General features: G+C 64.2%; 23 protein-coding genes. 18 read left to right on the forward strand and 5 right to left on the reverse strand.

Annotated features, from left to right (window positions below; genetic code table 11):
• Positions 1 to 33: 33 nt before the first annotated feature.
• Together UC34_RS25480 and UC34_RS19565 are read right to left on the reverse strand one after the other, a co-directional pair.
• A protein-coding gene (locus UC34_RS25480) for an IS3 family transposase (protein WP_418303908.1) occupies positions 34 to 1,394 on the reverse strand; the annotation gives its coding sequence in 2 pieces (ribosomal slippage) (positions 34 to 920 and positions 920 to 1,394; 1,362 coding nt in all).
• A gap of 122 nt (positions 1,395 to 1,516) precedes the next feature.
• Positions 1,517 to 2,188: a VTT domain-containing protein gene (locus UC34_RS19565; protein WP_044456863.1), complete on the reverse strand. Its 672-nt coding sequence runs from the start codon at positions 2,186 to 2,188 to the stop codon at positions 1,517 to 1,519.
• A 432-nt stretch (positions 2,189 to 2,620) separates the two neighbouring features.
• On the opposite strand from UC34_RS19565, the gene mutL reads away from it, so the two are divergent.
• The 9 genes from mutL (at position 2,621) to UC34_RS19610 (ending at position 13,632) form a co-directional block, all read left to right on the forward strand.
• The gene (mutL, locus tag UC34_RS19570) at positions 2,621 to 4,618 is read left to right on the forward strand and encodes a DNA mismatch repair endonuclease MutL (protein WP_044458436.1); all 1,998 of its coding nucleotides are present in this window, start codon (positions 2,621 to 2,623) and stop codon (positions 4,616 to 4,618) included.
• A gap of 7 nt (positions 4,619 to 4,625) precedes the next feature.
• Positions 4,626 to 5,573 (forward strand): tRNA (adenosine(37)-N6)-dimethylallyltransferase MiaA, encoded by a 948-nt coding sequence (miaA, locus tag UC34_RS19575; protein WP_044456864.1) that lies wholly within the window; start codon positions 4,626 to 4,628, stop codon positions 5,571 to 5,573.
• Positions 5,574 to 5,911: 338 nt separating this feature from the next.
• A complete protein-coding gene (locus UC34_RS19580; protein ID WP_418303949.1) occupies positions 5,912 to 6,742 on the forward strand; it encodes an ABC transporter permease in 831 nt (276 codons plus the stop codon).
• Position 6,743: 1 nt separating this feature from the next.
• A complete protein-coding gene (locus tag UC34_RS19585) occupies positions 6,744 to 7,802 on the forward strand; it encodes an ABC transporter ATP-binding protein (protein ID WP_044456865.1) in 1,059 nt (352 codons plus the stop codon).
• A gap of 116 nt (positions 7,803 to 7,918) precedes the next feature.
• Complete coding sequence (locus UC34_RS19590) at positions 7,919 to 8,983, forward strand: extracellular solute-binding protein (protein WP_044456866.1); 1,065 nt, start codon at positions 7,919 to 7,921, stop codon at positions 8,981 to 8,983.
• Positions 8,984 to 9,018: 35 nt separating this feature from the next.
• The gene (locus UC34_RS19595; protein ID WP_237165158.1) at positions 9,019 to 9,942 is read left to right on the forward strand and encodes an ABC transporter permease; all 924 of its coding nucleotides are present in this window, start codon (positions 9,019 to 9,021) and stop codon (positions 9,940 to 9,942) included.
• 87 nt (positions 9,943 to 10,029) lie between these two features.
• Entirely contained in the window at positions 10,030 to 11,229 is a 1,200-nt protein-coding gene (locus UC34_RS19600; protein ID WP_044458439.1) for a M24 family metallopeptidase, read from the forward strand.
• 23 nt (positions 11,230 to 11,252) lie between these two features.
• The gene (locus tag UC34_RS19605; RefSeq protein WP_044456867.1) at positions 11,253 to 12,494 is read left to right on the forward strand and encodes a metal-dependent hydrolase family protein; all 1,242 of its coding nucleotides are present in this window, start codon (positions 11,253 to 11,255) and stop codon (positions 12,492 to 12,494) included.
• Between the two features lie 223 nt (positions 12,495 to 12,717).
• On the forward strand, positions 12,718 to 13,632 hold the full coding sequence (locus UC34_RS19610; RefSeq protein WP_044456868.1) for a LysR substrate-binding domain-containing protein: 915 nt from the start codon (positions 12,718 to 12,720) through the stop codon (positions 13,630 to 13,632).
• Between the two features lie 157 nt (positions 13,633 to 13,789).
• Here UC34_RS19610 and purM read toward each other — a convergent pair whose 3' ends face one another.
• On the reverse strand, positions 13,790 to 14,836 hold the full coding sequence (purM, locus tag UC34_RS19615; protein ID WP_044456869.1) for a phosphoribosylformylglycinamidine cyclo-ligase: 1,047 nt from the start codon (positions 14,834 to 14,836) through the stop codon (positions 13,790 to 13,792).
• A 146-nt stretch (positions 14,837 to 14,982) separates the two neighbouring features.
• Between purM and hda the strand changes: the two genes are divergently transcribed.
• The 6 genes from hda (at position 14,983) to panB (ending at position 20,088) form a co-directional block, all read left to right on the forward strand.
• Positions 14,983 to 15,720 carry a DnaA regulatory inactivator Hda gene (gene hda / locus UC34_RS19620; protein ID WP_044456870.1) on the forward strand — a complete coding sequence of 246 codons (738 nt, stop codon included), beginning with the start codon at positions 14,983 to 14,985 and terminating at the stop codon, positions 15,718 to 15,720.
• Positions 15,721 to 15,791: 71 nt separating this feature from the next.
• Complete coding sequence (locus UC34_RS19625; protein ID WP_044456871.1) at positions 15,792 to 16,472, forward strand: histidinol-phosphatase; 681 nt, start codon at positions 15,792 to 15,794, stop codon at positions 16,470 to 16,472.
• Positions 16,469 to 18,013 carry a polynucleotide adenylyltransferase PcnB gene (gene pcnB, locus UC34_RS19630; protein WP_044456872.1) on the forward strand — a complete coding sequence of 515 codons (1,545 nt, stop codon included), beginning with the start codon at positions 16,469 to 16,471 and terminating at the stop codon, positions 18,011 to 18,013. The genes UC34_RS19625 and pcnB overlap by 4 nt, the downstream gene beginning before the upstream one ends.
• A complete protein-coding gene (gene folK / locus UC34_RS19635) occupies positions 18,013 to 18,525 on the forward strand; it encodes a 2-amino-4-hydroxy-6-hydroxymethyldihydropteridine diphosphokinase (RefSeq protein ID WP_044456873.1) in 513 nt (170 codons plus the stop codon). The genes pcnB and folK overlap by 1 nt, the downstream gene beginning before the upstream one ends.
• Entirely contained in the window at positions 18,522 to 19,178 is a 657-nt protein-coding gene (locus tag UC34_RS19640; protein WP_044456874.1) for a deoxynucleoside kinase, read from the forward strand. Before folK ends, UC34_RS19640 begins: the two co-directional genes overlap by 4 nt.
• A 91-nt stretch (positions 19,179 to 19,269) precedes the next feature.
• Entirely contained in the window at positions 19,270 to 20,088 is an 819-nt protein-coding gene (gene panB / locus UC34_RS19645; RefSeq protein ID WP_044456875.1) for a 3-methyl-2-oxobutanoate hydroxymethyltransferase, read from the forward strand.
• Positions 20,089 to 20,166: 78 nt separating this feature from the next.
• Here panB and UC34_RS19650 read toward each other — a convergent pair whose 3' ends face one another.
• Together UC34_RS19650 and UC34_RS19655 are read right to left on the reverse strand one after the other, a co-directional pair.
• Complete coding sequence (locus tag UC34_RS19650) at positions 20,167 to 21,531, reverse strand: sensor histidine kinase (protein ID WP_044456876.1); 1,365 nt, start codon at positions 21,529 to 21,531, stop codon at positions 20,167 to 20,169.
• Positions 21,528 to 22,190, reverse strand: coding sequence for a response regulator transcription factor (locus tag UC34_RS19655; RefSeq protein ID WP_044456877.1), 663 nt, complete (start codon positions 22,188 to 22,190; stop codon positions 21,528 to 21,530). Before UC34_RS19655 ends, UC34_RS19650 begins: the two co-directional genes overlap by 4 nt.
• Before the next feature lie 216 nt (positions 22,191 to 22,406).
• Between UC34_RS19655 and UC34_RS19660 the strand changes: the two genes are divergently transcribed.
• The 3 genes from UC34_RS19660 to UC34_RS19670 all read left to right on the forward strand — a co-directional run bounded on the left by UC34_RS19660 (position 22,407) and on the right by UC34_RS19670 (position 25,273).
• Entirely contained in the window at positions 22,407 to 23,207 is an 801-nt protein-coding gene (locus UC34_RS19660; protein ID WP_044456878.1) for an ABC transporter ATP-binding protein, read from the forward strand.
• 20 nt (positions 23,208 to 23,227) lie between these two features.
• Entirely contained in the window at positions 23,228 to 24,142 is a 915-nt protein-coding gene (locus UC34_RS19665; protein ID WP_418303950.1) for an ABC transporter permease, read from the forward strand.
• A gap of 102 nt (positions 24,143 to 24,244) precedes the next feature.
• Positions 24,245 to 25,273 (forward strand): ABC transporter substrate-binding protein, encoded by a 1,029-nt coding sequence (locus UC34_RS19670; RefSeq protein WP_044456879.1) that lies wholly within the window; start codon positions 24,245 to 24,247, stop codon positions 25,271 to 25,273.
• Positions 25,274 to 25,287 lie beyond the last annotated feature (14 nt).

The raw sequence follows: 25,287 nt of genomic DNA on the forward strand, positions 1-25,287 counted from the left end.
AATGAACTGACCCCGTAAAGTTGGACGGGAAAGTTATGTGGTTAAGGGCTGGGTTCTGTACTGCACAGGACTCAGCCCTTTTAGCTTGAGCTTGATGCGATCGTGGTTGTAATAACGGATGTACTCGGCAATCGCTCGGCGTAGTTGATCAACGCTGTCAAAGTGCGCCAGGCGAAAGCACTCGGATTTGAGCGTGCCGAAAAAGCTCTCCATGGCGGCATTATCCAGACAATTGCCTTTGCGAGACATGCTCTGTGAGATGCCCCGTGCGGCAAGCCGTTCGCGATATGCCCGCATTTGATAAGCCCAGCCCTGGTCGGAATGAAGCATTGGCGCTTGGCCCTCGGCCAAACGCACAAAGGCCTTGTCCAGCATGCCTTGGATGAGTGCAAAATCAGGCCGCTCACTGGTCTGCCAAGCCACGATCTCGCCGTTGTAGAGATCTAAAACCGGGGACAAATATAGCTTCTTACCGTCAACGTTGAATTCCGTGACATCCGTCACCCATTTCTCGTTGGGTCGTTTGGCCTCGAACTGACGAGCCAGTAGATTCGGCGCGATACGCCCGATCTCTCCCCGATAGGAGCGGTACTTCTTAGGGCGCACAAGCGACTTGAGCCGCAGTAGTGCCATCAAGCGTTGCACCGTCTTGTGATTCACGGGAGTACCGTTCTGGCGCAGCGCGGCCGTCACGCGGCGGTAGCCGTAGCGACCCTTGTGGTACGCAAAGACCTGCGCGATCTTCGCCTTGAGCTCGCTATGACGATCTCCGGCCTTAGCCACCGTCATCTGGTAATAGAACGTGCTACGCGCTAAGCCAGCAATCTTTAACAGTGCCCCGAGCGGGTGACGCTCACGCAATGTGCTCACCGCTTGCGCTTTTTCTTTGGCGCTGTCTGCTCCTTGGCCCGGAGCAGTTCGTCCAACTTTTTTAGGTACGCCACCTCCGCGCGCAGGTATTCGATTTCTTTGAGCAGGTCTTCACGCGCACGCTCGTCGCCGGGCGTCGTCGGCTGGGGTGGCTGTTTGGGTTGGGACATCTTGGGTGGCCGGCCTTTACGGCGAGGCTTGAGAGCTTCGAAACCACCCTCATGATACTGGCGCTCCCAACGGCTGACACTATTGCCTTCGCGTAAATCGAACACCGCGCATGTGCGCTGGTACGACAGCTCGTGATGCCACATGTGCTGGAGCACCGACATCTTGAACTCGGCACTATAGGTTTCGTGCTTCTTGCGAAGCCCTGCGTCGCCATGCTCACGATAAGCATTCACCCAACGCCGTAGCACCGTACAACCAACACCGTACTTCTGGCTTACATGCCGGCTGCCACGCCCACCGTCTAGATATTCGCGAACTGCACGGCGCTTGAACGCCTCGTCGTACTTCGTCATGCAAAAACCCCCAAGGGTTGGATTTATGTCCAACTCTTGGGGGTCAGTTCAGAATCGAATCGGGACGCGCCATTTTTTCATGGCCTCGGCGGCAGTGATCCGTCGAAGCCAGTCGAACGGATTTACTTGCCCTGCCCTTGCGGTTCGCCACGGCGACGACCGCGCGTGAACAGCTTCCACAATGCGCCCAGGGCGATGGGCACCACGGCGGCCGAAATACCGACCAGCACGATGATGTTCAGATACTGCTTGACCAGCGGCAGGTTGCCGAACAGGTAGCCGCCGCCCACGAGCAATACGACCCAGATCAGCGCGCCCAGCACGTTGTAGAGCTGGAAGCGCGTCCACGACATGGCCGAGACGCCGGCGACGAACGGTGCGAACGTGCGCACGACCGGCACGAAACGCGCCATGACGATGGTCTTGCCACCGTGATGCTCGTAGAAGTCGTGGGTCTTGCGCAGGGCGTCGCGATCGAGGAAACGCCAGTTCTTCTCGTACACGCGCGGCCCGATCTTCGAGCCGATCCAGTAATTGAGCGTGTTGCCCGTCACCGCCGCGATAAAGAGCAGCACGCCGAGCAGCCACGGATCCATGGCGCCGGTGGCGGCAAACGCGCCGCCGATGAACAGCAGGGAATCGCCCGGAAGGAACGGGAAAAGCACCAGCCCTGTTTCCACGAAAACGATCATGAACAGGAACAGATACACCCAGTTTCCGTACTGATCGATGAACACCCCCAGATGTTTATCGATGTGGAGCACCATCTCCAGCAATTGCACCAAAGTATCCAAGTCGATTCCTCAAGATAAAGGACGCTGGCCCGTCCCTGCGGGCGCGCGACGAGTCGCATCATACCAGCGCGACTGTCGTGCGTCGTTAAGTCTGCGTGACGGTAACACCCGTGGCCGGGAATGGCCGGGCGCGTCCCAAATCGTCACTTTTTTCCGGTCTGGACTCGCCGTGAGCTTCCCACACCGGAATTAGTTGCCAATTAAAGGCCCATCGGTGGGCAATGGGCAAGCAATGGGCGGGGGTTAAATGGCTATTTAACAGGCATGGCGAGCGGAAACGGCGCTCAACCTATGTCTTTGAGGGCACCCTTTATAATGGTTCCCATGTCCGCCACCCCGACCTCCGCCCCCGACGCGCAAGACCCGGCCATCGCCTCCGTCGATGTGCCCGGCAACGCGCCCTCCGAAGCTGCCGAGCGCCGCCCCGGCCCAATGCCTGCGGGCCTCGCGCCCGCGCGCGCCATCCGTGTCCTGCCCGACCAGCTGATCAGTCAGATCGCCGCCGGCGAGGTGGTCGAACGCCCCGCCTCCGTGGTCAAGGAACTGTTGGAAAATGCGCTGGACGCCGGTGCCCGCGCGCTTCAGATCAAGCTCGAAGAGGGTGGCGTGCGCCGTATCGCCATTACCGACGACGGCGGCGGCATGTCCGCCGATCAACTGCCGCTGGCGCTCACGCGCCACGCCACGAGCAAGATCCGCACGCTCGACGAGCTGGAGTCGGTCCTCACGCTCGGATTCCGGGGTGAAGCGCTGGCCTCCATCGCCTCCGTTGCACAGCTCACCCTTTCCAGCCGTCAGATCGACGCCCCACATGCCACCGCCATCGACGGCAACACCGGTGCACTGACCCCGGCCGCCGGTCCGGTGGGCACGACCGTCGACGTGCGCGACCTGTATTTCAATACTCCCGCGCGACGCAAATTCCTGAAGACCGAGCAAACCGAGTTCGGTCATTGCATGGACGTCATTCGCCGCAGCGCACTGGCGCGCCCGGATGTCGGTTTCTCGATCCTGCACAACAACCGTGCCGTGGAGCACTGGAACGCCTCGGACGCCGCCACCCGTGTCGCACGCGTGCTGGGCAGCGATTTCGCCGACGCCCATCTGGCGCTGGACGAAGGCGCGGCCGAGTTGCGTCTTTCGGGCTTCGTCGGCCTGCCGACCGCGAGCCGTGGCCGCGCCGACCAGCAATATTTCTTCGTGAACGGTCGTTTCGTGCGCGACAAGCTGCTCACACACGCCGTGCGCGCGGCGTATGAAGACGTGCTGCACGGCGACCGCTATCCGGCGTACGTGCTGTATTTCGAATTGCCGCCACAGTTGGTGGACGTGAACGTTCACCCGTCGAAGATCGAAGTGCGCTTTCGCGACGCCCGCAGCGTCCACCAGTTCGTGTTCCACGCCGTGCAGCGCGCGCTCGCGCGGGCGGCCGGCAGCGGCGGCGCAACGCACGCCGCGCACCTGACCGAAAGTGGCGGACTCGCCGCCGGTCCGGGGGGGATGGGAATGGCAGGGACGATGGGGACGATCGGAGCAGCGGGCGGCTTCGGCGGCGTACGTCCCTCCGGCGGCTTCGGCACGCCGGGCGGCAGCAGCTGGAATTCGCGTGCGCAGCAAGGCGCGTTGCCCATGGCGCAACCGCTGTCGGTCTACGACAATCTGTTCGGGCGCGCGGCGCCGCCGGCGGCACGGCCGTACGGACAGCCCGGCGTCACCGATGTGCCGTCTCCGGCTTACGGTAACCATGACACCAACGGTGAGACGCCGGGCAGCGGTCTGGCGGACGCTTTCGCAGCCAATGTCAATGCCAACCACGCCACCGGCGCGGCCGACGCCATGTCGCTCGAACAACCGCTGGGCTTTGCCCTCGGCCAGTTGCACGGCATTTACATCCTTGCCCAGAACGCCTACGGTCTGGTGCTCGTCGACATGCACGCGGCGCACGAGCGCATTCTCTACGAGCGCTTCAAGCAAGCGCTGGTCGAGCGCAGCGTGCCCGTCCAGCCGCTACTCATTCCGGTCACGTTCTTCGCCGACCCGGTCGAGATAGGCACGGCGGAAGAACATCAGGAAACGTTGACGGCGCTGGGCTTCGATCTGGCCGCGATATCCCCCACCACGCTCGCCGTGCGCGCGATTCCCGCCTTGCTCGACGGGGCCGATGCGCAAGCGCTGGCGCGCGCCGTGCTGGCCGATCTGCGCCAATACGGCGGCTCGCGCGTGCTCACGGAGCGTCAGCACGAATTGCTCGGCACGCTCGCCTGCCATACTGCAGTGCGCGCGAACCGGCGTCTGACGCACGAGGAAATGAACGCCCTGCTGCGCCAGATGGAAGCCACCGAGCGAGCCGACCAGTGCAATCACGGACGTCCCACCTGGTACCAACTCACGCTTGGCGACCTCGATAAATTATTCATGCGCGGACGTTGAGCGGTTCATGAAGGCAATTCCCCCGATCGTTTGTCTGCTGGGCCCGACAGCCTCCGGCAAGACTGCCGCCGCTCTGGCGCTCGCGCACGACACCCCGCTGGAGATCATCAGCGTCGATTCCGCGCTGGTGTATCGCGAAATGGATATCGGCACGGCAAAACCGAGCGCCGAAGAACTCGCCGCCGTGCCGCACCACCTGATCGACATCATCGATCCGCGCGACGCCTATTCCGCCGCGCAATTTCGCCAGGACACGCTGCGCCTCATCGACGAGATCGCCGCACGCGGACACCGTCCGCTGCTCGTTGGCGGCACCATGCTGTACTACAAGGCGCTCACGCAAGGCCTCTCTCCGCTACCGTCTGCCGATGCGCACGTGCGCGCCAGACTCGACGAAGACGCCGCGCGCGACGGCTGGCCGGCCATGCACGCGCGACTCGCCAGCGTCGATCCGGTGACGGCCGCGCGCCTCGCGCCGAACGACTCGCAGCGCATTCAACGGGCACTGGAAGTGTTCGAACTCTCTGGCAAACCGATGTCGCAGTGGCTGGCCGAGCAGGCGCAGACGCCCGATACGCCATCGCCACATACGTTCGTGCCCGTTGCGCTGGAACCGGGCGACCGCTCGGTCCTGCACGCCCGTATCGCGCAGCGATTCCATCAGATGCTCGCCGCAGGCTTCGTCGAGGAAGTCGAACGTCTGCGAGCGCGCGGCGATCTCGATCCTGGCCTGCCGTCGATGCGCTGCGTTGGATACCGTCAGGTGTGGGAATACCTCGATGGCGAGACGGACTACGACACCATGCGCGAAAAGGGCATCTTCGCCACGCGCCAACTGTGCAAACGACAACTCACCTGGTTGCGCTCGATGCCCGAGCGCCATGTCGTCGACTGCACGGCCCGGGACGCCCCACAGCGCGTGCTGGCAACCGTGCGCGCGCTCTGGCAATCCTGAGCCAACGAGACCCGACTGAGCCACGGGACCACGCCTGCCCCACGCATCGCCCCACGCATCGCCCCATCCCGCCGCCCGCGCGGCGAAGCGTGTCTCGCGCCGCTGCGCCCGGGCTTTCGTGGTCCGGCCTGCGTCATTCCGCCCCCCTTCAACACCCGTCGCATCCGTTCAAACCCTGACAGCTTTCCGGTTTGCATGTCGATTTTGATATGCTAATTTGCATATCAACGTTTCGATCAATGCAAAATTGCATCGAATCCACGATACCGGGAAGGGTGCCAATGACGCAGACTTCGATGGAGCCGAGTGGGGTGGCAGGCGGGATGCCGGGTAACGCGATGCGGTTGCCAACGGGCGGCCCGCGGCGCGTGCCGATTGGCAAATGGCTCGTGCGCGCCGGTATCGCGCTGATTTATCTGTTCATGCTCAGCCCGCTGATCTTCGTGGTGTGGCTGAGTTTCTTCAAAGACGCGATCATCACGTTCCCGCCGAGCGGCTACACGCTGTCGTGGTACGTCAACGCCTGGCGTAACGCGGCATTCGCCGACGGATTCCTGCTCTCGCTCCAGCTCGCGGCCTGCGCTGCGATCGGCGGCGTGGTGCTCGGTGTCGCGGCGTCGCTCGCCCTCGCCCGTTACCGCTTTCCGGGCCGGCGCACGCTCGGCAACGTGCTGCTGTTGCCGCTCGTCGTGCCGGGCATCGTCGCCGGCATTGCCACCTACCTGTTCTATCTGCGTGCGGAGAACGCGCTCGACATCGATATCGTCGGCACGTTCGGCGGTCTGGTGATCGCGCATGTGTGCCTGACCATTCCGTGGACCATGCGGCTCGTGGGCGCGAGCCTCGCGCAGATCGACGGCGCCATCGAAGAGGCCGCACGCAATCTCGGTGCGGGCCCGTGGCGCACGCTCTGGCGCGTAACGCTGCCGATGCTGCGTCCCGCCATCGTCGCCGCCGTGCTGTTCAGCTTCATCGTGTCGTTCGAGAATCTGGAACTCACGCTGCCGCTGGTGGGACCGGGCAAGACGACCCTGCCCATCGCCATCATGCAGTACCTCGAATTCAATCTCGATCCGACGATTGCCGCGGTCTCCGCCGCGCAGATCGTATTGCTCGGCATCGTCATGCTGATCACCGATCGCTTCGTCAAACTTAGCCAGGTGATCTGACATGGCCAACGTCTCGCTGCGTAACCTGCGCAAGCAATACGGCAACGCCGCTGCCGTCGCGGATTTCTCGCTGGACATTGCCGAAGGCGAACTCGTCGCTTTTCTCGGGCCGAGCGGCTGCGGCAAGACCACCACGCTGCGCATGGTCGCGGGCTTCGTCGAGCCGAGCGCCGGCGAGATCTGGATCGGTGGCAAGGAAGTCTCGCGCCTGCCCGCGCATCGCCGCAACACCGGCATGGTGTTCCAGCGTTATGCCCTCTTCCCGCACATGACCGTCGCGCAGAACGTGGCGTTCGGGCTGGAGATGCGACGCGTCTCCAGCGCCGAGCGCGACACGCGCATTCGTGAAGCGCTCGACATGGTGCGCCTCACCGCGCTTGCCGATCGCTACCCGCGCCAGCTTTCCGGCGGACAGCAGCAGCGTGTGGCCATTGCACGCGCGCTCGCGATTCGTCCCGACGTCTTCCTGCTCGACGAGCCGCTCTCGAATCTCGACGCCAAGCTGCGCACGGAAGTCCGCGAAGAAATTCGCGCGTTGCAGCGCCGCCTGGGACTCACGACGATCTTCGTCACACACGATCAGGAAGAGGCCCTGGCGATCGCCGACCGACTCGCCGTGATGCACGACGGATGTGTCCAGCAGATCGGCACCGCCGACGCCCTGTACGAGCGCCCGGCCAATCCGTTCGTGGCCAACTTCCTCGGCAAGATGAATTTTCTTGCCGGACAGATGCAGGACGGGCATTTCGTCACCGCCAGAGGCGAGCGTCTCGCGCTCGCGGGCGCCGCCGCGATGGCCGACGCGAAGACGCTGGGCATTCGTCCGGAACGTCTGCGCCTGACCGATGCCGCGACACCCGGCGAGACGGCGGTGCCCGTCACGGTCGACCAGACGATCTATCTCGGCTCGACGCTGGAGCTTCGCCTCAAGAGCGCCCAAGGCGAAATGCTGGTCGCCCACGTGCCGAACACGGCGCGCGACGACGCGCGTCGCTTCTCGCCGGGCAGCGCGCTCAAGGCCTGCTTCGCGAGTCGCGACTGCCTGTTCTTCAACGCGTGAGCACGCGCGCGCCGCCCCTGCAAACGCATTCGTTTCACTCCCGCTTCATTCACGCTTCATTCACGCTTCGACCCATGCCTTGGCCTTGCCGGGCCAACGTTTAGAAGGATGACGACATGACGCACGCTCTGAACCGCCGCACGTTCCTGAAGACCGCTTCCGGTCTGGTGATTGCCCCCACGCTCGGGCTGGACGCTCTCTCGGCCCACGCGGCGGCGGCATGCCCGAACGTGGTCGTCGGCACCTGGGGCGGCGACTATCTGAACCTGCTGGAACAGAACATCGGCAAACCGATCATCGAGGCCGCTGGCGGCAAGGTCACTTACGACTCGGCCGATCAGGTGGGGCGCATGACGAAGCTGCGCGCGGAGAAAGCCTCGCGCCGCGGCTCGCTCGACGTGGCCTGCCTTGCCGACCTCGACATGTACGACATCAACCGCTCCGGCATTCTGGAGGCGGTCGACGCCAAGCTGGTGCCGAATCTCGCGAACACGCTCGACGCGTTGCGCCGTCCGTACTCGATTCCGCACATCTTCAGCGCGATGGTGATCGTCTACAACCCCGAGAAGGTCGGCACGAAACCCGATTCGTTTACCGCCGCGCTCGATCCGAAGCTCAAAGGCAAGGTCGGCTTCTCCGACATCCTCTACAACTTCAACGTGGTGAGCAGCTCGCTCGCGGCAGGTCACAAGGACGGCGACATGGCGGGTGGCGTGCAATTCCTGCGCGAGCTTCGCAAAACGCAACAGCCCAAGGTGTATCCGTCCAACGAGGCGGTGGCCTCCGCCCTCAAGAGCGGCGACATCTGGTTCACGTGCATGTGGAAGGCGCGCGCCTTGCAATGGAAGAAGGCGGGTGTGCCCATCGACTACGTGGTGCCGAAGGAAGGCGCCGTGCCGGTCACGTTCGAAGCCGCCGTGCCGAAGAATTCGCAGTCCAAGCCGTGCGGCTTCAACTACCTGAACGCCATGCTCGACCCACGTGCGCAGATCGGCTTTGCCGAGACGATGGGCTATGCGCCGACGGTGAAGAACGCCAATCTGCCGCCGTCGTTGCAACAGAGCGTGGGGTTCACGAGTGCGGAACTCGAGCGCATGGTCAAGCTCGATTACGCGCGCTTTACGGCGGACAAGCCCGCCCTGCTCGACTTCTGGAACAAGGAATTCAAGGTGGGATTGTGAGCGTCGCAGACACTTCGCCCTCACCGGAGCCCGCGATGTCATCGCAGCTGACCGAAGCCACGTCGTCCGGGTCGGCGCACCGCGCCGCCACCGCCCGCGCGGTGCGCAGTGCATTCACCGGCGGCTCGCTCGCGGCGCCCGCCACGCTCGTCGTGCTGCTGGTGATCGTGTTGCCGGGATTGCAACTGGTGCGTTACAGCTTCAACCGGTTCGATCCCGTCGACATGATGCAGGCCGCGCTCACCGGCGCGAACTACGTCAAGTTCTTCACCGACCCCTACTATCTTTCCGTGCTGTGGACGACGATCAAGGTCGCCTCGTTGTGCACCGCGCTCGCGCTCGTGTTCGGCTTCCCGGTCGCGTATGTGCTCGCGCGCACGCAAAGCCGCTTCAAGAGCCTGCTCGTGATGCTGCTCGTCTTCCCGCTGCTCGTGGGCAATGTCGTGCGCGCCGCCGGCTGGATGGTGATGCTCGGTAACGCCGGCTTCGTCAATGCGATGCTCGTGTCGCTGGGCATCGTGCCCCAGCCGGTGCGTTTGCTCTACACGCCGTTCGCCGTCGTGATCGGCACCACGGCGGTCGTGTTGCCGTACATGATTCTCACGCTGCAAAGCGTGCTCGAAGGCATGGACTTCTCGGTCGAAGAGGCCGCGCGCAATCTCGGCGCAACCTTCCGGCAAACGCTCACACGCGTAATTCTGCCGATGGCCGCCCCCGGCATTGCCGCAGGCACCATGCTCGTGTTCATTCTCTGCATGAACGCCTATGCCACGCCCGTGCTACTGGGCGGCACCGGTATCACGATGATGACGCCCTCGATCTACGACCAGATCGCCAAGGCCAACAACTGGCCGTTCGGCGCCGTGCTCTCCATCGTGTCGATGGTCGTGACGTTCGCCCTCGCCATCGCCTCGCACTGGGTCATCCAACGTCGCTACGCGAAGACCATGATGACCTGATGCCCGCCTCGATTCGCCCCGATGCGCCGCTCACGGGCGGCGCGCGCTCCGACATTCCGCAATGCGTTTGCCGACAAGGATGCCAGCATGCCGACTCTCTCCGATGCCACACGTCAGTACCGCCGCGCGCTGATGAACGATCTGATGGACCGAACGCGCGTCGACGCGCTCGTCTTCACCGCCGCCGACTTCTTCCAGTGGACCACCAACTTTCACGTCGACGTGCAGACATGGGAGCGCCCCATTGCCGTTTGCGTGCCACGCAACGGCGAGCCGTTCGCGGTGATGAACGAGTTGTCCACGCATCACCTCATGATGGCGCGCGAGCGTCGCCACCTCTGGCTCGATCTCGATCGGGTGACGCTGTATGCCGAGCATCCGCGCGTGACGCAACGCCAGCCGCTACTCGCGGAAGTACCGGCGCTCATCGCAGACACCTTGCGGGCGGCAGGCCTTGCGGCGTCACGCATTGGCGTCGATGCGGCCGGCGGCCCGCTCGCCCGTGCGAGCGCACTCCTGCCCGACGCCAAACTTGTGCCGATGCTCCCTGAAATGCGTAGCCTGCGCTGGGTCAAGCACGAGGAAGAAATCGCGATCATGCGCGCGGGTGCGGAACTGGCGGACTGGGTTCAGGATCGCTATCGCGAGAACATCCGGCCCGGGCGTCTGGTTCAGGAACTCGACTACGCCATGGCCGCGCTCATGGTCACCGAAGGGGCCAGGCGATTTCCCGGGGAGAACCTCGAAGTCATGCGCTGCTGGACACTCTCCGGCCCGGCGTCGGCGTCGCCGCACGGCGATGGCGCATCGTGCGGGGCGCGCATCGGCAAGGGCGACGGTCTGGTCAACATCGTGATCCCGCGCCTGAACGGCCTCGTCATCGAAAATGAACGCACGTGGTTCTGCGGCAAGCCGTCGAGCGAACAGGCGCGCTTTTACGAAGTGGCCCGCGCAGCCAACGAGGCGGCGGTCAATGCCGCCGTCACCGGCAAACCCGTGTCGGGCATCGACGCAGCCGCACAGGCCGTGATCGAAAGAGCGGGATGCGGCGAGTACATCCGCCATCGCACCGGCCATGGCATGGGGATCATCGGCCACGAATATCCCGACGACATGGCGTTCAACCATCGCCCGTTGCTCGCCAACGAAGTGTATTCGGCCGAGCCGGGCATCTACGTCTACGGCCTGGGCGGCTTCCGGCTCGACGATTCGGTCGTCACGGGCGATACGCCGGTGATGCTCACGAATACGCCGCGCACGCTGGCGCACGCCACCATCGACGAATAGAACAACATTTCGGAGGAGAAGTCATGGAGTCGATTCTGCTATCGAACTGCGCATTGCTCGACCCGGTGAAGGGAGAACTGCGCGAAGACCACGCCGTGCTCATCGAAGGCGGCCGCATCAAGGAAGTTTCCGATAAACCGATTCATGCGCCGTCCGCGCGACACATCGACGCCCACGGGCGCACCGTCATGCCCGGACTCATCGATCTGCACGTGCACGTGCATGCGACGCAACTCAACCTCTCGGCGCAGGCGCATTTGCCGAACGTGCTCGTCACGCTCAAGTCGGTGCCGATTCTGCAAGGCATGCTGCGTCGCGGATTCACGACCGTGCGCGACGCGGGCGGCGCCGGTCATGCGATCAAACACGCCGTAGACAGCGGACTGGCGGAAGGGCCGCGGCTGTTCGTTTCGGGGCGCGCCATCAGTCAGACGGGCGGCCACGGCGACGGCCGTGCCCGCACGGACTACATCGGCACCGACGGGCCATGTCCGTGCTGCGTGCGCGTCGGGGCGCTCTCGCGTGTGGCGGATGGCGTGGACGAAGTGCGTCGCGCCGTGCGCGAAGAACTGCAAATGGGCGCGGACCAGATCAAGATCATGGCCTCGGGCGGCGTGGCATCGCCGACCGATCCGGTCGGGGCGTGGGGTTACTCGGAAGACGAGATCCGCGCCATCGTTGCCGAAGCCCGCGCGCGCGGCACCTATGTGCTCGCGCATGCGTACACGGCAGCCGCCATCGAGCGGGCCGTGCGTTGCGGCGTTCGCACCATCGAGCACGGCAATCTCGTCGATGCGCCGACTGCGCGCTACATGGCCGAACAAGGGGCGTACGCAGTACCCACGCTCGTGACCTACGATGCGCTTGCCAACGAAGGCAAGTCGCTCGGCCTGCCGGACGACAGCGTCGCCAAGATCGCCGACGTGCATGCCGCCGGTCTGCGCTCGCTGGAAATCTTCCGGGAGGCGGGCGTGAAGATGGGTTACGGCTCGGACCTTCTCGGCGAGTCACAACGCCTGCAGAGCGACGAATTCCGCCTGCGCGCCGAAGTGCTCTCGCCAGCGGAAATCCTGCGCAGCGCCACGGTCGTCGGCGCCGAAGTGTTGGGACAATCCGGGCAACTGGGCGAAATCGTGCCCGGCGCGCATGCCGACGTGCTGATCGTCGACGGCAATCCGCTTGCCTCGCTCGACTGCCTGCTCGGACAAGGCGAGCGGATTCCGATGGTGATGAAGGGCGGTAAAATCCACGCTTTCGCGCTGTAAGGCAGGCGCAGCAGGGGCCCCGGCGCGTTGGTGCGCGTTGGTGCGCGTTGATGCGCGTTGATGCGCGAGGGGACCGGGGGCATCGGCGGATCGGTGGATCGAGATGAGGGGGGCGTCGGTGCATGGCAGTATCGGCGCGTTCAGGACATCGATGCTCCCGTGCGTGCGTCCGCCCCCTGCATGACAGGCTTGCCGCACACGCCAACTCTTCCGTGGAGAATCGATGGATTTCCGGCACATCGACGCCTTTCGGGCGCTGATGCTCACGCGCACGACCACCAAAGCGGCACAGGTGCTAGGCACGTCGCAATCCGCGGTGAGCCGTCTCGTCGCCGATCTCGAACGCTCGACACGTCTCACGCTGTTCGACCGCGCGCGCGGGCGTCTCGAACCCACCGCCGAGGCATTTGCGCTGTTCGAGGAAGTCGAGCGCCGCTATGCCGGGCTCGATAACATCCGGGAGTTCGCCCTCAATCTGCGCAACCCCGACAAGGCGGTCGTTCGTGTGGGATCGGTCGTCTCGTTCGGTCTGGGCTTCTTCGCCCGCGTGATGGCCAGCTATCGCGCGCTGTACCCGAACGTGCAACTCGCGCTGACCACGGGCGCGTCGGATCTGATTCGCGATCAGGTGGTCACGCATCAGCTCACGCTCGGTCTCGTCACCGACACCATCGACGTGGCGGCGACCGACGCCGTCTCGTTCGCCAAGCTCGACGCGATCTGCGCACTACCGGCCGGGCACCCGCTGGCGCGCAAGAAGGTCGTGCGCCTGGCCGACCTGAAGGATCAGCCGATTCTGTCGTACGAGCCGACCGACATGATTCGCTGGGGGATGGACCGACTGTTCGCCGAAGGCAATCTGCATCAGCAGGTGGTCGCCACCGCGCGCTACTCGATCAACATCGGCACGATGGTCAAGGAGAACGTGGGCATCGGGTTGCTGCACCCGGTGTCTGCCTACGACTTTCTCGACTCCGATCTCGTGTTGCGGCGCTTTGAACCGTCCATGCCGTTCCATACGCTGCGCATCACGCCGCGTGCGGCGGCGCCGAGCGCCCAGCAGGACGATCTCGTGCGCGTCATGGAAACGACCCTCGGCGAGGTACTGAGCGCCGTCGAGGCGCGAATGAAGCGGTAATCGCGCCGCGACATCGGCACGCGCCCGCCTCGCGACACGCGCAAACGCCCACGTTCGTCGCCAGAAAAAAAGCCCGCCGGAAATTCCCGGCGGGCTCATTTTTGCATTCCCTTGCTGCGAAGCGTGAGGACGCCGTGCGCCCTCGCCTGCGCGTGTCTTACGACACGATCGTCTGTGCTTCGCCTTCCTCGCGCTCGCGGATCGTGCCCAGACGGTAGACCGTCTCGCCCGATGCTTCGAGATGCTTCACGGCCGCGTCGGCGTCAGCGGCCGACACGATCACGGCCATGCCGATGCCGCAGTTGAACACGCGGTGCATTTCGGCGTCGGCCACCTTGCCGTGTTCCTGCAACCACTGGAACAGCGGCGGCAGCGTCCAGGCGTTCTGCTTGATGTCTGCCGTCAGATGGTCCTGCAGCACGCGCGGAATGTTCTCCACGATGCCACCGCCCGTAATGTGCGCCATACCCTTGACCGTCAGCGTTTCCATCAGCGCGAGCAACGGCTTGACGTAGATACGCGTGGGGGCCATCAGCACGTCGCGCAGCGGCTGGCCATGGAAGTCGGCGTCCAGATCCGGCTTGGCGACTTCGATGATCTTGCGCACCAGCGAGTAACCGTTCGAGTGCGCCCCCGACGAGGCCAGCCCCAGCACCACGTCGCCGGGGACAATCGACTTGCCGTCGATGATCTTGCGCTTTTCGACGGCGCCGACCGCGAAGCCGGCCAGATCGTACTCGCCGTCCGGGTACATGCTCGGCATTTCCGCCGTCTCACCGCCGATCAGCGCGCAACCGGCCAGCTCGCAACCCTGTGCAATGCCCTTGACCACGGTCGCGGCCGTCGCCACGTCCAGCTTGCCGCAGGCGAAGTAGTCGAGGAAGAACAGCGGCTCGGCGCCCTGCACCAGAATGTCGTTGACGCTCATGGCGACCAGATCCTGGCCAACCGTGTCGTGCTTATTCAGCGTGAAGGCCAGCTTGAGCTTGGTGCCCACGCCGTCGGTCCCCGAAACGAGCACCGGTTCCTTGTAGCGCTTGGGCACTTCGAACAGTGCGCCAAAGCCGCCAATGCCGCCCAGCACGCCGTCGCGCAGGGTTTTCTTGGCAAACGGCTTGATCGCTTCGACCAATGCGTCGCCTGCTTCGATGTCGACGCCAGCGTCGCGATAGGAAAGGCCGGAAGTTTCGTTAGGGTGTGACATGACGGGAATGCATCAAGGTTCGGTAAAATGCGATTTTACCCGATGCGCGTGACCTTTCGGCACGCAAACCGGATATCGGACGCCGGCAATGGCCTGCGTGCCCTGTAAACCGTACTCTGCCGGCCTTCGGCCGGCTTTCTTCGTTCGTGATTCAGCAACTGTATCTCGACCTCGGCACACCGCCGCCCGCCACGTTCGACAATTTCATTGTCGGGCCCAACCGCGAGGCGGCGCAGACGCTTGCCGGCCTTCCCGCCGAATTGTCGGCAGGTACGGCGCGCGACCGCGGCATCTACCTCTGGGGCGCTGTCGGGTCCGGCCGCACCCACCTGATGGAGGCGCTGTGCCACGCCATCGGGCCGAGCGCACGGTATTTGCGCCCGAATAGCCCGCTGGCCGCTTTCACGTTCGACGACGCCAGCACCGTCTATTGCGTGGACGACAGCGACAATCTCTCGCCCACCCAGCAAATCGCCGCGTTCAACCTGTTCAACGAGACCCGCGCCCGTCCGCACTGCGCCTTCGTCGCCGCCGGCGCCCAGCCGCCGGTCGACATGCCGCTGCGCGAAGACCTGCGCACCCGCCTCGGCTGGGGCCTCGTTTTTCACATTGTGGGATTGGACGACGATGGTAAGAAGCAGGCCCTGCAAAACGCCGCCCGTGAGCGTGGCCTGCAACTGGCCGCGGACGTGCCGGCGTATCTGCTCACGCACTTCGAGCGCGATATGTCGAGCCTGATGGCGCTGCTCGACCGGCTCGACCGCTTCTCGATGGAACAGAAGCGCGCGGTAACGCTGCCGTTACTACGCCAGATGCTCACGCACACCGATCCGGCCGCGCCGGATGGGAAATCACCGAGCGGTGACCGATCGGCTGGCCACTGACACTTGCCTCATCGACACCCCAATCACCGAACGACATTAGACGGCCCCTCGCTTCAGGTAAAATTCGCGCAATGACCAATTTAGCTCTCTTCGATCTCGACCACACCCTGCTGCCGACCGACAGCGACAAGGAGTGGGGCCGTTTCCTCGTGCGCCAGGGCGCGGTGGAGCGCGACTCGTACGCGCAGGCCAACGAGGCCTTCTACCAGGACTACCGTGCCGGCCGGCTCGACATGCCGGCCTATCTGCGCTTTTGCCTCGCCCCGCTCGCGCGCTATCCGCGCGACCAGCTCGACGCCTGGCACGCGCAGTACATGGAGGAGTCGATTCTTCCGCACGTACGCCCCGAAGCGCTCGAACTGCTCGACATGCACCGCAAGGCCGGCGACCTGTGCGCCATCGTGACCGCGACCAACACGTTCGTCACCCGGCCGATCGCCAGGGCGTTCGGCATCGACCATCTGATCGGCACCGAACCGGCCACCGCAGGCGGCGACCCGAACGCGCGCTACACCGGCGAGTATGTCGGCACGCCGAGCTTCCGCGAAGGCAAGATCACCCGCACCGAAGCGTGGCTCGCCAGCCTGGGCAAGACCTGGGGCGACTTCAACCACGCTTTCTTTTATAGCGATTCCGCCAACGACGTCCCCCTGATGGAGAAGGTGAACCATCCGGTGGCAACGAACCCTGATGAGGCGCTGCGCGAGATCGCGCTGGCGCGTCGCTGGCCCATTCTCGAGTTGTTCCAGTGATCCGCAAACTCATCAAGAAGCTGCTCGGCAAAGACACTCAGGCCGAAGGCGGCGCAGGCAGTCCGCCGTCCGGCGTACCGGTCGTCATTCCCGTCTCCACGCACGGCATCGATCCGAGCCTGCTCTCGAAGAACGCCGTGCGCGTGACCGACACGTTGCAGCAGGCCGGGTTCAAGGCCTTCATCGTCGGCGGCGCCGTGCGCGATCTGTTGCTCGGCATTGCCCCCAAGGACTTCGATGTCGCGACGAGCGCCACGCCCGAGCAGGTCCAGCGCCTGTTCCGCCGCGCACGCATCATCGGCCGTCGCTTCCAGATCGTTCACGTGCAGTTCGGGCAGGAGATCATCGAGACCTCTACGTTCCGAGCGCTAGTCGATGCGGTCGACAGCGAGCAGATCGGTGCGCGTCGTCCGAAAAAGGGAGAACTCGACCGCAAGACGCACGTCACCGACGAATCGGGCCGCGTGCTGCGCGACAACGTCTGGGGCGAACAGATCGAAGATGCCGCGCGTCGAGACTTCACCGTCAACGCCATGTATTACGACCCGGCCACGCAGACGGTGCACGACTACCACCACGGGTGGGAAGACATTCAGAAGCGCGTGCTGCGCATGATTGGCGACCCGGCCACACGCTATCGCGAAGACCCGGTACGCATGCTGCGCGTGGTGCGCTTCGCCGCGAAGCTCGGCTTCAAGATCGACGACGCGACCGCCGCACCGATTCCGCAACTCGCACCGCTCATCGACAACGTGCCTGCGGCGCGTTTGTTCGACGAGATGCTCAAGCTGTTGCTCTCGGGGCACGCATGGGCCTGCGTGCAGCAACTGCGCTCGCAGGGCCTGCATCACGGTCTGCTGCCGTTGCTCGATGTGGTGCTGGAGCAACCGCTGGGCGAGAAATTCGTCACGCTCGCGCTGGCCAACACCGATGCGCGCATTCGTGCGGGCAAGCCGGTCTCGCCAGGCTTCCTGTTCGCCGCACTGCTGTGGCATCTCGTGCTCGAGAAGTGGCAGGCCTACCAGAGCGCCGGTGAGTATCCGATTCCCGCCTTGCATCTTGCAATGGACGACGTGCTCGACGCGCAAACCGGCAAGCTGGCGATTCAGCGCCGTTTCGTCGCCGACATGAAGGAAATCTGGGGCTTGCAGGTCCGTCTGGACAAACGCGTCGGCCGCACGCCGCTGCGCTTGCTGGAGCATCCGCGTCTGCGCGCCGGGTACGACTTCCTGCTGCTGCGCTGCGAGTCGGGAGAAGTCCCGGCCGAAGCCGGCCAGTGGTGGACCGACTTCCTCGAAGGCGACTCGGTCAAGCGTGACGAATTGCTCTCGCAGGGCAGCGGATCGTCGGGTTCGACCCCGGCGGCGAAGCGCCGTCGACGTCGTCGCAAGCCGTCCGGCGGGCGTGGCGGCGAAGGCAACGAAAGCAGTGGAAACGGCGGAAGCACCGCTGGCGAGGGTGGCGGCGCGCGTGAGAACGCTACCAGCGAGAATCATGGCAAGCGGGTATCATCGCGACAGCATGGTTCCGAAGGTGCTTAATGACTGTTGCCTATATCGGGCTCGGCGCGAATCTCGGCGACGCCCGCCAAGCGATTAAGGACGCCATCGTCTGTCTGGCGCAGCAAATCGGCGTCACCATCACGGCCAAGTCCGACCTGTATCGCACCGCGCCCATCGAGTCGAGCGGCGACGACTATCTCAACTGCGCTGTCGCCGTCGAGACGAGTCTGACTGCCCGTCAGTTGCTCACGCTGTGCCTGAAGATCGAGTTGCATTTCGGACGTGAACGGCCCTACAAGAATGCGCCACGCACGCTCGACCTCGATCTGCTGCTGTATGGCGACGAGCGCATCGCCGAACCCGATCTGATCGTGCCGCATCCGCGCATGGCCTTGCGCGCCTTCGTGCTGTACCCGCTCGCGGATATCGCGCCCGATCTCGACATTCCCGGCGTGGGACGCGTGAGCGCCCTGCTGCCCGAGGTCGCCGATCAGCGCGTCGAGCGTGTCGCATACGGCTGCTGCCCCACGAAGCGGGTTTGCACGTCATGAGATCGCCCGTGCTGGGGCGTTTTCGCTACCTCGCCATCGAAGGTCCCATCGGTGTTGGCAAGACATCGCTTGCACAGCGTCTGGCTGACGCCGCCAGCGCCGATCTGATGCTCGAGCAACCCGCGCTCAATCCCTTTCTCGAACGTTTCTATCGCGACAGCGCGCGGTACGCCTTACCGGCGCAGTTGTCGTTCTGTCTGCAACGTGTCGATGAAGCGACGGAAATTGCGCGACGCGAAATCGACGGCAAGCCGATCTTCACCGACTTCCTGCCAGAGAAGGACGGGTTGTTCGCGCGACTCACGCTGGCTGACGACGAGCTGGCGCTTTACCACAAGCTTGTCGCGCATATCGAGCGCCCCCACCGCGCGCCGGATCTCGTGATTCACCTGCAAGCCAGTCCCGAGACGCTGTTCTCCCGCATTCAGAAACGCGCCATTCCGATGGAGCAGCAGATCCCGGACACCTATCTGCGCGCGCTGTGCGACATCTACGGTGAATTCTTCTATCATTACGCCGCTGCGCCGGTGTTGACAGTCGATACAGAACAATTCGATCCGGCGCACAACGACAGCGACTTCGCCCTGTTGGTCGAACGCATCGACCAGATGCGCGGGCGCAAGGAAGTCTTCGTCAAGGGCGCTCGCCTCTGACGTCCGACGGTCCTGCGCGATGGCGCCTCATGGCTCCTCGTGACGCGCTCACCGCATCTGTCCTGCCGAACCCTCCTGAACCGAGGCTGACATGAGTTACCTGCAAGAATCCAACCGCAAGGCCGTGACCGTTCCCGGTCTTGCCCAGATGCGCGAGCGCGGCGAGAAGATCGCCATGCTCACCGCCTATGACGCGAGTTTTGCCGCGCTGCTCGATCGCGTGGGCGTCGATGCCATTCTGATCGGCGACTCGCTCGGCAACGTGATTCAGGGTCAGCGCACCACCCTGCCCGTGACCTTGCGCGACATCTGCTATCACACCGAATGTGTCGCACGCAGTGTGGAAAAGGCGCTGGTGCTGGCCGATCTGCCGTTTGGCACGTATGGCACGAAGGAGCAGGCTTATCAAAGCGCCGTGGCCGTCATGCAGGCGGGGGCGCAGATGGTGAAGATCGAAGGCGGCGCCTGGCTCGCGGAGACGGTGCGGTTTCTCGTGGAGCGCAGCATTCCGGTGTGCGCCCACGTGGGCCTCACACCGCAGTCGGTGCACGCCTTTGGCGGCTTCAAGGTACAGGCGCGCGAAGATGCCGGGCAGGCGAAGTTGCTCGAAGACTGCCGCGCGCTGCAAGCAGCGGGCGCACAGCTCGTCGTGTTCGAAGCGATTCCCGCTGCGCTGGCGGCGCGCGTGACGCCGGAAATGGCGACGATGCCGACCATCGGCATTGGCGCAGGTGTCGACTGCGACGGTCAGGTGCTGGTGTTGCAGGACATGCTCGGCGTATTTCCCGGCAAGTCGCCCAAATTCTCCAAGAACTTCATGGACGGTCAGCCGAGCATCGCGGCGGCCATCGAAGCCTACGTGCAAGCCGTGAAGCATGGCACGTTCCCGACGCTGGAGCATAGCTTCTGAGGTTCGGCGCCGGCCGCACGCCACTGTGCGGCAAGGCAACACGAACGGCGGCGCAGCGATGCGCCGCTTTTTTTGTTTTCACGCGACAGGAAGCGTCAGCACCACCGCAAACCCCTCGCCTTGCACGCGCTCGAACGTCATCTGTCCGCCGTGCGCGTGAATGACATCGGCGACCATCGCCAGGCCCAGACTTGCCCCTTCGCGTCCGTCGGCACGCGCGGAAAACGGCGTTCGCACACGTTGCCATTCCGCTTCCGGAATGCCGGGGCCGTCGTCGAAGAAGCGAAGCCGCCACTGCGCATCCACGCGCGTCACGTCGACATGCAGTCGGTGCGGCGCGCCGTAGGCCAGCGCATTCACCAGCACGTTCTTGATGGCTTCGCGCAAACTCAACGCGTCGCCAAGGACCATGCAGGGCACATCGGGCATGTGCAGCGCGACATCGATATCGCGCGTGGCGTACGACAGCGTCTCGCGCATCGCCGTCTGCAACAACGCGTTCAGATCGACCGGCGCCGGCGCAACACTCTCCGCCCGGTGCTGCACCATCGCGTGGTTGATCAACTGATGAATCAGTCCGCCCAATCCTCGTGCCTGCTTCTGAATGCGCGCGATGTGCGTCTGACGGGCAAGCTCGTCCTGCGTCTGGCTCAGCATCTCGACTTGCGCCGTGAGCGCGGTCACCGGGGTTCGCAGTTGATGCGCAGCGTCGCCGATCACCCGACGCATCAACGCGCGCGAGGTCGCCAGCCGTCGCATGAAATCGTTGATGGCGCCGACGAGCGCCAGTGTTTCGGCCGGCACCGTCACCGTCAGGGGAACGAGGTCGTTCGAGTCGCGCTCGCGTATCGCCGCTTCGATTTGCTTGAGCGGTGCGAGCGCCTGACGCAGCGTCCACAGGGCCGCGAGCAACGTCAGCACCGCAGTGGCAATCGTAATGAGCAACGTGTTGTCGGCGAGCCCCCGCGTAAAGCGTACGCGGGCGTTCTGCGTGTGCGCGAGCGCGACGACCGCCCACGGGTGAGCCGCCGTCACCGGCATGCGTCGGCCGACGATGGCGATGCGGATCGGCATCTCCTGGTAGGCGCCGTCGACGACGATGGGGCCGTCGGCCAGCTTGTCCCAGGGAATGGACGGACGAAACTCCGAGTCGCCCGCCACGGAACGCCCGTTCGGGTCGAGCACGGTGTAGAAGATCTGATCGCCGGGCGCCAATGCCGAGAACGCGGCGAGCGGCACATCGACGTTCACTTCGCCGTTCTGGTACCACGTGTTCTCCGCCACCTGCAACGCGCTGCCCAGCAGCCATCGGTCGTAGGCCCGATCGACGGCTGCGCGCGTCGAGAACCAGATCCCGAGCAGCACCGCCGCGACCGCAAACGCCAGGACAACGCCCATGCGAATGACGAGGCGTAGATAGAGCGACCGGCCGGGAACGATCATGAGAGCACGAGTTGATAGCCCAGACCGCGCAACGTGCGTATCTGGAATTGCGCCATGGCGAGCTTCTTGCGCAAACGTGCGACGTATTGCTCGATGGCGTTGGCGTTCGGCGCGGGTTCGTCGCCATACAGGCGATCCATCAGTTCGTCCTTGCCGAAGATGCGCCCGGGCCGGGCCGCAAGGATCTCCAGCAACGTGACCTCGCGACGCGTCAGCTCTATCGGCAGCCCGTCCACTTCGACACCGCGACTCTTGCGATCGAGCGTGAGATTGGCGCAAGTGAGCCGGTTCGTGGCGTCCTGTCCGGTACGACGCATGAGCGCTCTCACGCGCGCCTCCAGTTCGCGGAAATCGAAAGGTTTGGTGAGGTAATCGTCCGCCCCGAGATCGAGCGCACGCACGCGCTCTTCGATCTCCGCACACGCGGTGAGCATCAGCACGCGTGTGGACAGCCCGCGCTCACGCACGCGGCGAAGCAACTCGAAACCGTCGACGTGGGGCAGCATCACGTCGAGGATCAGCAGGTCGTAGTCGTCGCCGATACGCGTGGCCGCGACTGCGCCGTCGGTCTCGCAATCGAGCGCATGACCCAGCCTGCGCAACTGGGTGGCAATCGCTTCGGCGACATCGGCGGTGTCTTCCACCAACATGATGCGCATGGGTATTTCGTCTCCTTCGTTCTTCTGGCCGCCGCCTGAGCGTTGGGCCGATCGGCGCGCGGGACCGCTTCTCGCCGCGATTGTCTCGGAAATCACGGTGGGCGGCCTCGGTGTTTCCCCTGAATCCGCGCTCTGGCCACCCGGTATGTCAGGTTCGCTACAGCTTCGCTACTTAGTATCGAGCCGATTATAAAAGCACCCTTCAGGAGACATGCAATGCACAACGCCCCCCATGCGGGCGCTGTCGGCGCCATCGCGCCCGCAGTGCCGCCATTGCTCGAAATCGACCGCGTCACGCTGCAATACAAGACCGACGACTACCTCGTCACCGCCGCCCAGCAAGTGAGCTTCAACGTCTACCCGGGCGACCGTTTCGTGTTGCTCGGCCCGTCGGGTTGCGGCAAGTCCACGTTGCTCAAGGCGATTGGCGGCTATCTGCCCCCCGTCAATGGGGAGATTCGCCTGAAAGGCCGCACAATCACCGAGCCCGGCCCCGATCGCATGATGGTCTTTCAGGAATTCGATCAGTTACTGCCGTGGAAAACGGTGCGTCAGAACGTGGAGTTCGCGCTCATCGCGAGCGGCCGTCTGAAGGGACGCGACGCCGCCGAGCGCGCCGCGCACTACATCGAGAAAGTGGGCCTCGCCAAATTCATCGACAGCTATCCACACACGCTCTCCGGCGGTATGAAGCAGCGCGTGTCGATAGCGCGCGGCATGGCCATGGAGCCGGACGTGCTGCTCATGGACGAGCCGTTCGCCGCGCTCGACGCCCTTACCCGCCGCAAGATGCAGGACGAACTGCTGCGTCTGTGGGACGACACGCGCTTCACCGTGTTGTTCGTCACCCACGGCATCGATGAGGCGATTCGGATCGGCACGCGCATTCTGCTGCTCTCGCCCCACCCCGGACAGGTCAAGGCCGAGCTCAACAGCATCGCCCCCGACCAACTCGGCACCGCGCATCAGAGCGAGCTCGAAACGCGCATCGATCAACTGCTGTTCGCCGCGCATTGAGGATGAGGACCATGAACGCAATGCCTTCGCAACCCACGCCGCCGTCCGCCACCGGTCAGGCCGCCAGTCACCCGATCGAGCCGGTCTATCGTCCCGAGTTCGTGCTCGAACCGGTGCAGGCCGAGCTATCGTCGATCCAGCGTCCGCTCTCCACGTTCGAAACGCTCTACCGCCTGAGCTGGCTGCGCAAGACCGTGATCCTCGCCGTGCTCGCCATCGTCTGGGAAATCTACGGACGCTGGCTCGACAATGCCCTGCTGTTCCCGAGCTTTACCGATACGGTGGCCGCCTTTGCGGGTGGTTTGTCGAGCGGCGTGCTGCTGCTGCGCGCGGCAGTCTCGCTCAAGACGTTGCTGATCGGCTACGGCATCGGCATTGTCCTGGCTGCGGTGCTCACGACCGTGGCCATCAGTTCGAAGATCGGCAACGACCTGCTGGAAACGCTGACGGCCATGTTCAACCCGCTGCCGGCCATTGCGCTGCTGCCGCTCGCGCTCATCTGGTTCGGCCTGGGCAACGGCAGCGTGATTTTCGTGCTCGTGCACTCGGTGCTGTGGGCCGTGGCGCTCAACACGCACAGCGGCTTTCGCGGCGTGTCGAAAACCCTGCGCATGGTCGGGCAGAACTACGGGCTCAAGCGCTTCGCGCTCGTGCAGCACGTGCTCATTCCGGCAGCGTTTCCGAGCATTCTGACCGGCCTGAAAGTGGGCTGGGCCTTCGCGTGGCGCACGCTGATCGCCGCCGAGCTTGTATTCGGCGTGTCCTCCGGCTCGGGCGGTCTGGGCTGGTACATCTTCGAGAACCGCAACTCGCTCGAGACGGCGAATGTCTTCGCCGGGCTGTTCTTCGTGATTCTGATCGGGCTCGCGGTCGAGAACCTGCTGTTTGCCCGCATCGAGAAGCGCACGTTGCATCGCTGGGGAATGCAGCACTGATACCTGAATCGGGCCGAATTTTCGGCCTGTTCCGATTGACGGCCCCTTAGGCTACTTAGGGCCTTGATGAATAATTCCAACGATACCGGAGACAAACCCATCATGAATCGACGCCATTTCGCCCGCTGGGTCAGTGCGCTGACGCTCGCCGCCACCACGGTGCTTTCCCCCTTGGGTAACGTAGCGCATGCGCAGGCGAGCACTGTGCGCCTGTCGCACGGCTACGGCATTCTCTATCTGCCGCTGATGGTCATGCGCGATCAGCACCTCATCGAGAAGCACGCGAAGGCGCTGGGGCTCGGTGACGTGAAGACGACGTGGACGATTCTCGACGGCGGCAACGTCATCAACGACGCCATGCTCGCCGGCAATCTCGATGTCGCCGGCACCGGCGCACCGGGCTTCGTCACGCTGTGGTCGAAGGCGCACGGCATTCCGCGCTCGGAAGTGATCGGACTGTCCGCGCTGTCGACCGGACCGCTCTGGCTCAACACGAACAACCCGAACATCAAGTCGCTCAAGGACTTCACGCCGAAGGACAAGATCGCCATCCCGGGCATCAAGACCTCGCTATCTGCCGTGCTGCTCCAAATGGCGGTGGCCAAAACGTTCGGCATCGAGAACTACGCCAAGCTCGATCCGCAAACGGTCAGCCTGAGTCATCCGGAAGCCGTGAGCGCGCTGCTCTCGGGCAAGACCGAAATCACGGCGCACTTCACCTCGCCGCCGTTCTCGTATCAGGAGGTGAAGGACCCGCGCATCAAGCGCGTGCTGAATTCGACGGACGTGCTCGGCAACATCACCATCGACGTGGTATTCGCACCGAAGCAGTTCACCGTTCAGAACCCGAAGCTGGTGCAGGCGATTCTGGCCGCACAGGAAGAGGCGGCCACCTACATCGCCAAGGACCATGTGGGCGCGGCGCAGACCTTCCTGCGCGTGTCGAAGATGAACCTGCCGCAAGCCGAGATCGAGCAGATGCTCGCCGACCCCGGTCTGCAATTCACCACCACGCCGAACGGGTTGATGCAGTACGTCGAATTCATGGGACGTGCGGGCACGATCAAGACGCGTCCGGCAAAGTGGAGCGATCTGTTCGTGCCGCAGATGGCGACGCGTCAGGGCAGCTAAGGAAGTTAGCGCAG

The organism is Pandoraea vervacti (genome assembly GCF_000934605.2).
Lineage (GTDB): Bacteria > Pseudomonadota > Gammaproteobacteria > Burkholderiales > Burkholderiaceae > Pandoraea > Pandoraea vervacti.

Excerpts from the sequence above, each read along its gene's own strand:
- mutL (WP_044458436.1), top strand. The coding sequence starts at position 2,621 with ATGCCTGCGGGCCTCGCGCCCGCGCGCGCCATCCGTGTCCTGCCCGAC.
- miaA (WP_044456864.1), top strand. The coding sequence starts at position 4,626 with ATGAAGGCAATTCCCCCGATCGTTTGTCTGCTGGGCCCGACAGCCTCC.
- UC34_RS19580 (WP_418303949.1), top strand. The coding sequence starts at position 5,912 with ATGCGGTTGCCAACGGGCGGCCCGCGGCGCGTGCCGATTGGCAAATGG.
- UC34_RS19585 (WP_044456865.1), top strand. The coding sequence starts at position 6,744 with ATGGCCAACGTCTCGCTGCGTAACCTGCGCAAGCAATACGGCAACGCC.
- UC34_RS19590 (WP_044456866.1), top strand. The coding sequence starts at position 7,919 with ATGACGCACGCTCTGAACCGCCGCACGTTCCTGAAGACCGCTTCCGGT.
- UC34_RS19595 (WP_237165158.1), top strand. The coding sequence starts at position 9,019 with ATGTCATCGCAGCTGACCGAAGCCACGTCGTCCGGGTCGGCGCACCGC.
- UC34_RS19600 (WP_044458439.1), top strand. The coding sequence starts at position 10,030 with ATGCCGACTCTCTCCGATGCCACACGTCAGTACCGCCGCGCGCTGATG.
- UC34_RS19605 (WP_044456867.1), top strand. The coding sequence starts at position 11,253 with ATGGAGTCGATTCTGCTATCGAACTGCGCATTGCTCGACCCGGTGAAG.
- UC34_RS19610 (WP_044456868.1), top strand. The coding sequence starts at position 12,718 with ATGGATTTCCGGCACATCGACGCCTTTCGGGCGCTGATGCTCACGCGC.
- purM (WP_044456869.1), bottom strand. The coding sequence starts at position 14,836 with ATGTCACACCCTAACGAAACTTCCGGCCTTTCCTATCGCGACGCTGGC.
- UC34_RS19625 (WP_044456871.1), top strand. The coding sequence starts at position 15,792 with ATGACCAATTTAGCTCTCTTCGATCTCGACCACACCCTGCTGCCGACC.
- folK (WP_044456873.1), top strand. The coding sequence starts at position 18,013 with ATGACTGTTGCCTATATCGGGCTCGGCGCGAATCTCGGCGACGCCCGC.
- UC34_RS19640 (WP_044456874.1), top strand. The coding sequence starts at position 18,522 with ATGAGATCGCCCGTGCTGGGGCGTTTTCGCTACCTCGCCATCGAAGGT.
- panB (WP_044456875.1), top strand. The coding sequence starts at position 19,270 with ATGAGTTACCTGCAAGAATCCAACCGCAAGGCCGTGACCGTTCCCGGT.
- UC34_RS19650 (WP_044456876.1), bottom strand. The coding sequence starts at position 21,531 with ATGATCGTTCCCGGCCGGTCGCTCTATCTACGCCTCGTCATTCGCATG.
- UC34_RS19655 (WP_044456877.1), bottom strand. The coding sequence starts at position 22,190 with ATGCGCATCATGTTGGTGGAAGACACCGCCGATGTCGCCGAAGCGATT.
- UC34_RS19660 (WP_044456878.1), top strand. The coding sequence starts at position 22,407 with ATGCACAACGCCCCCCATGCGGGCGCTGTCGGCGCCATCGCGCCCGCA.
- UC34_RS19665 (WP_418303950.1), top strand. The coding sequence starts at position 23,228 with ATGCCTTCGCAACCCACGCCGCCGTCCGCCACCGGTCAGGCCGCCAGT.
- UC34_RS19670 (WP_044456879.1), top strand. The coding sequence starts at position 24,245 with ATGAATCGACGCCATTTCGCCCGCTGGGTCAGTGCGCTGACGCTCGCC.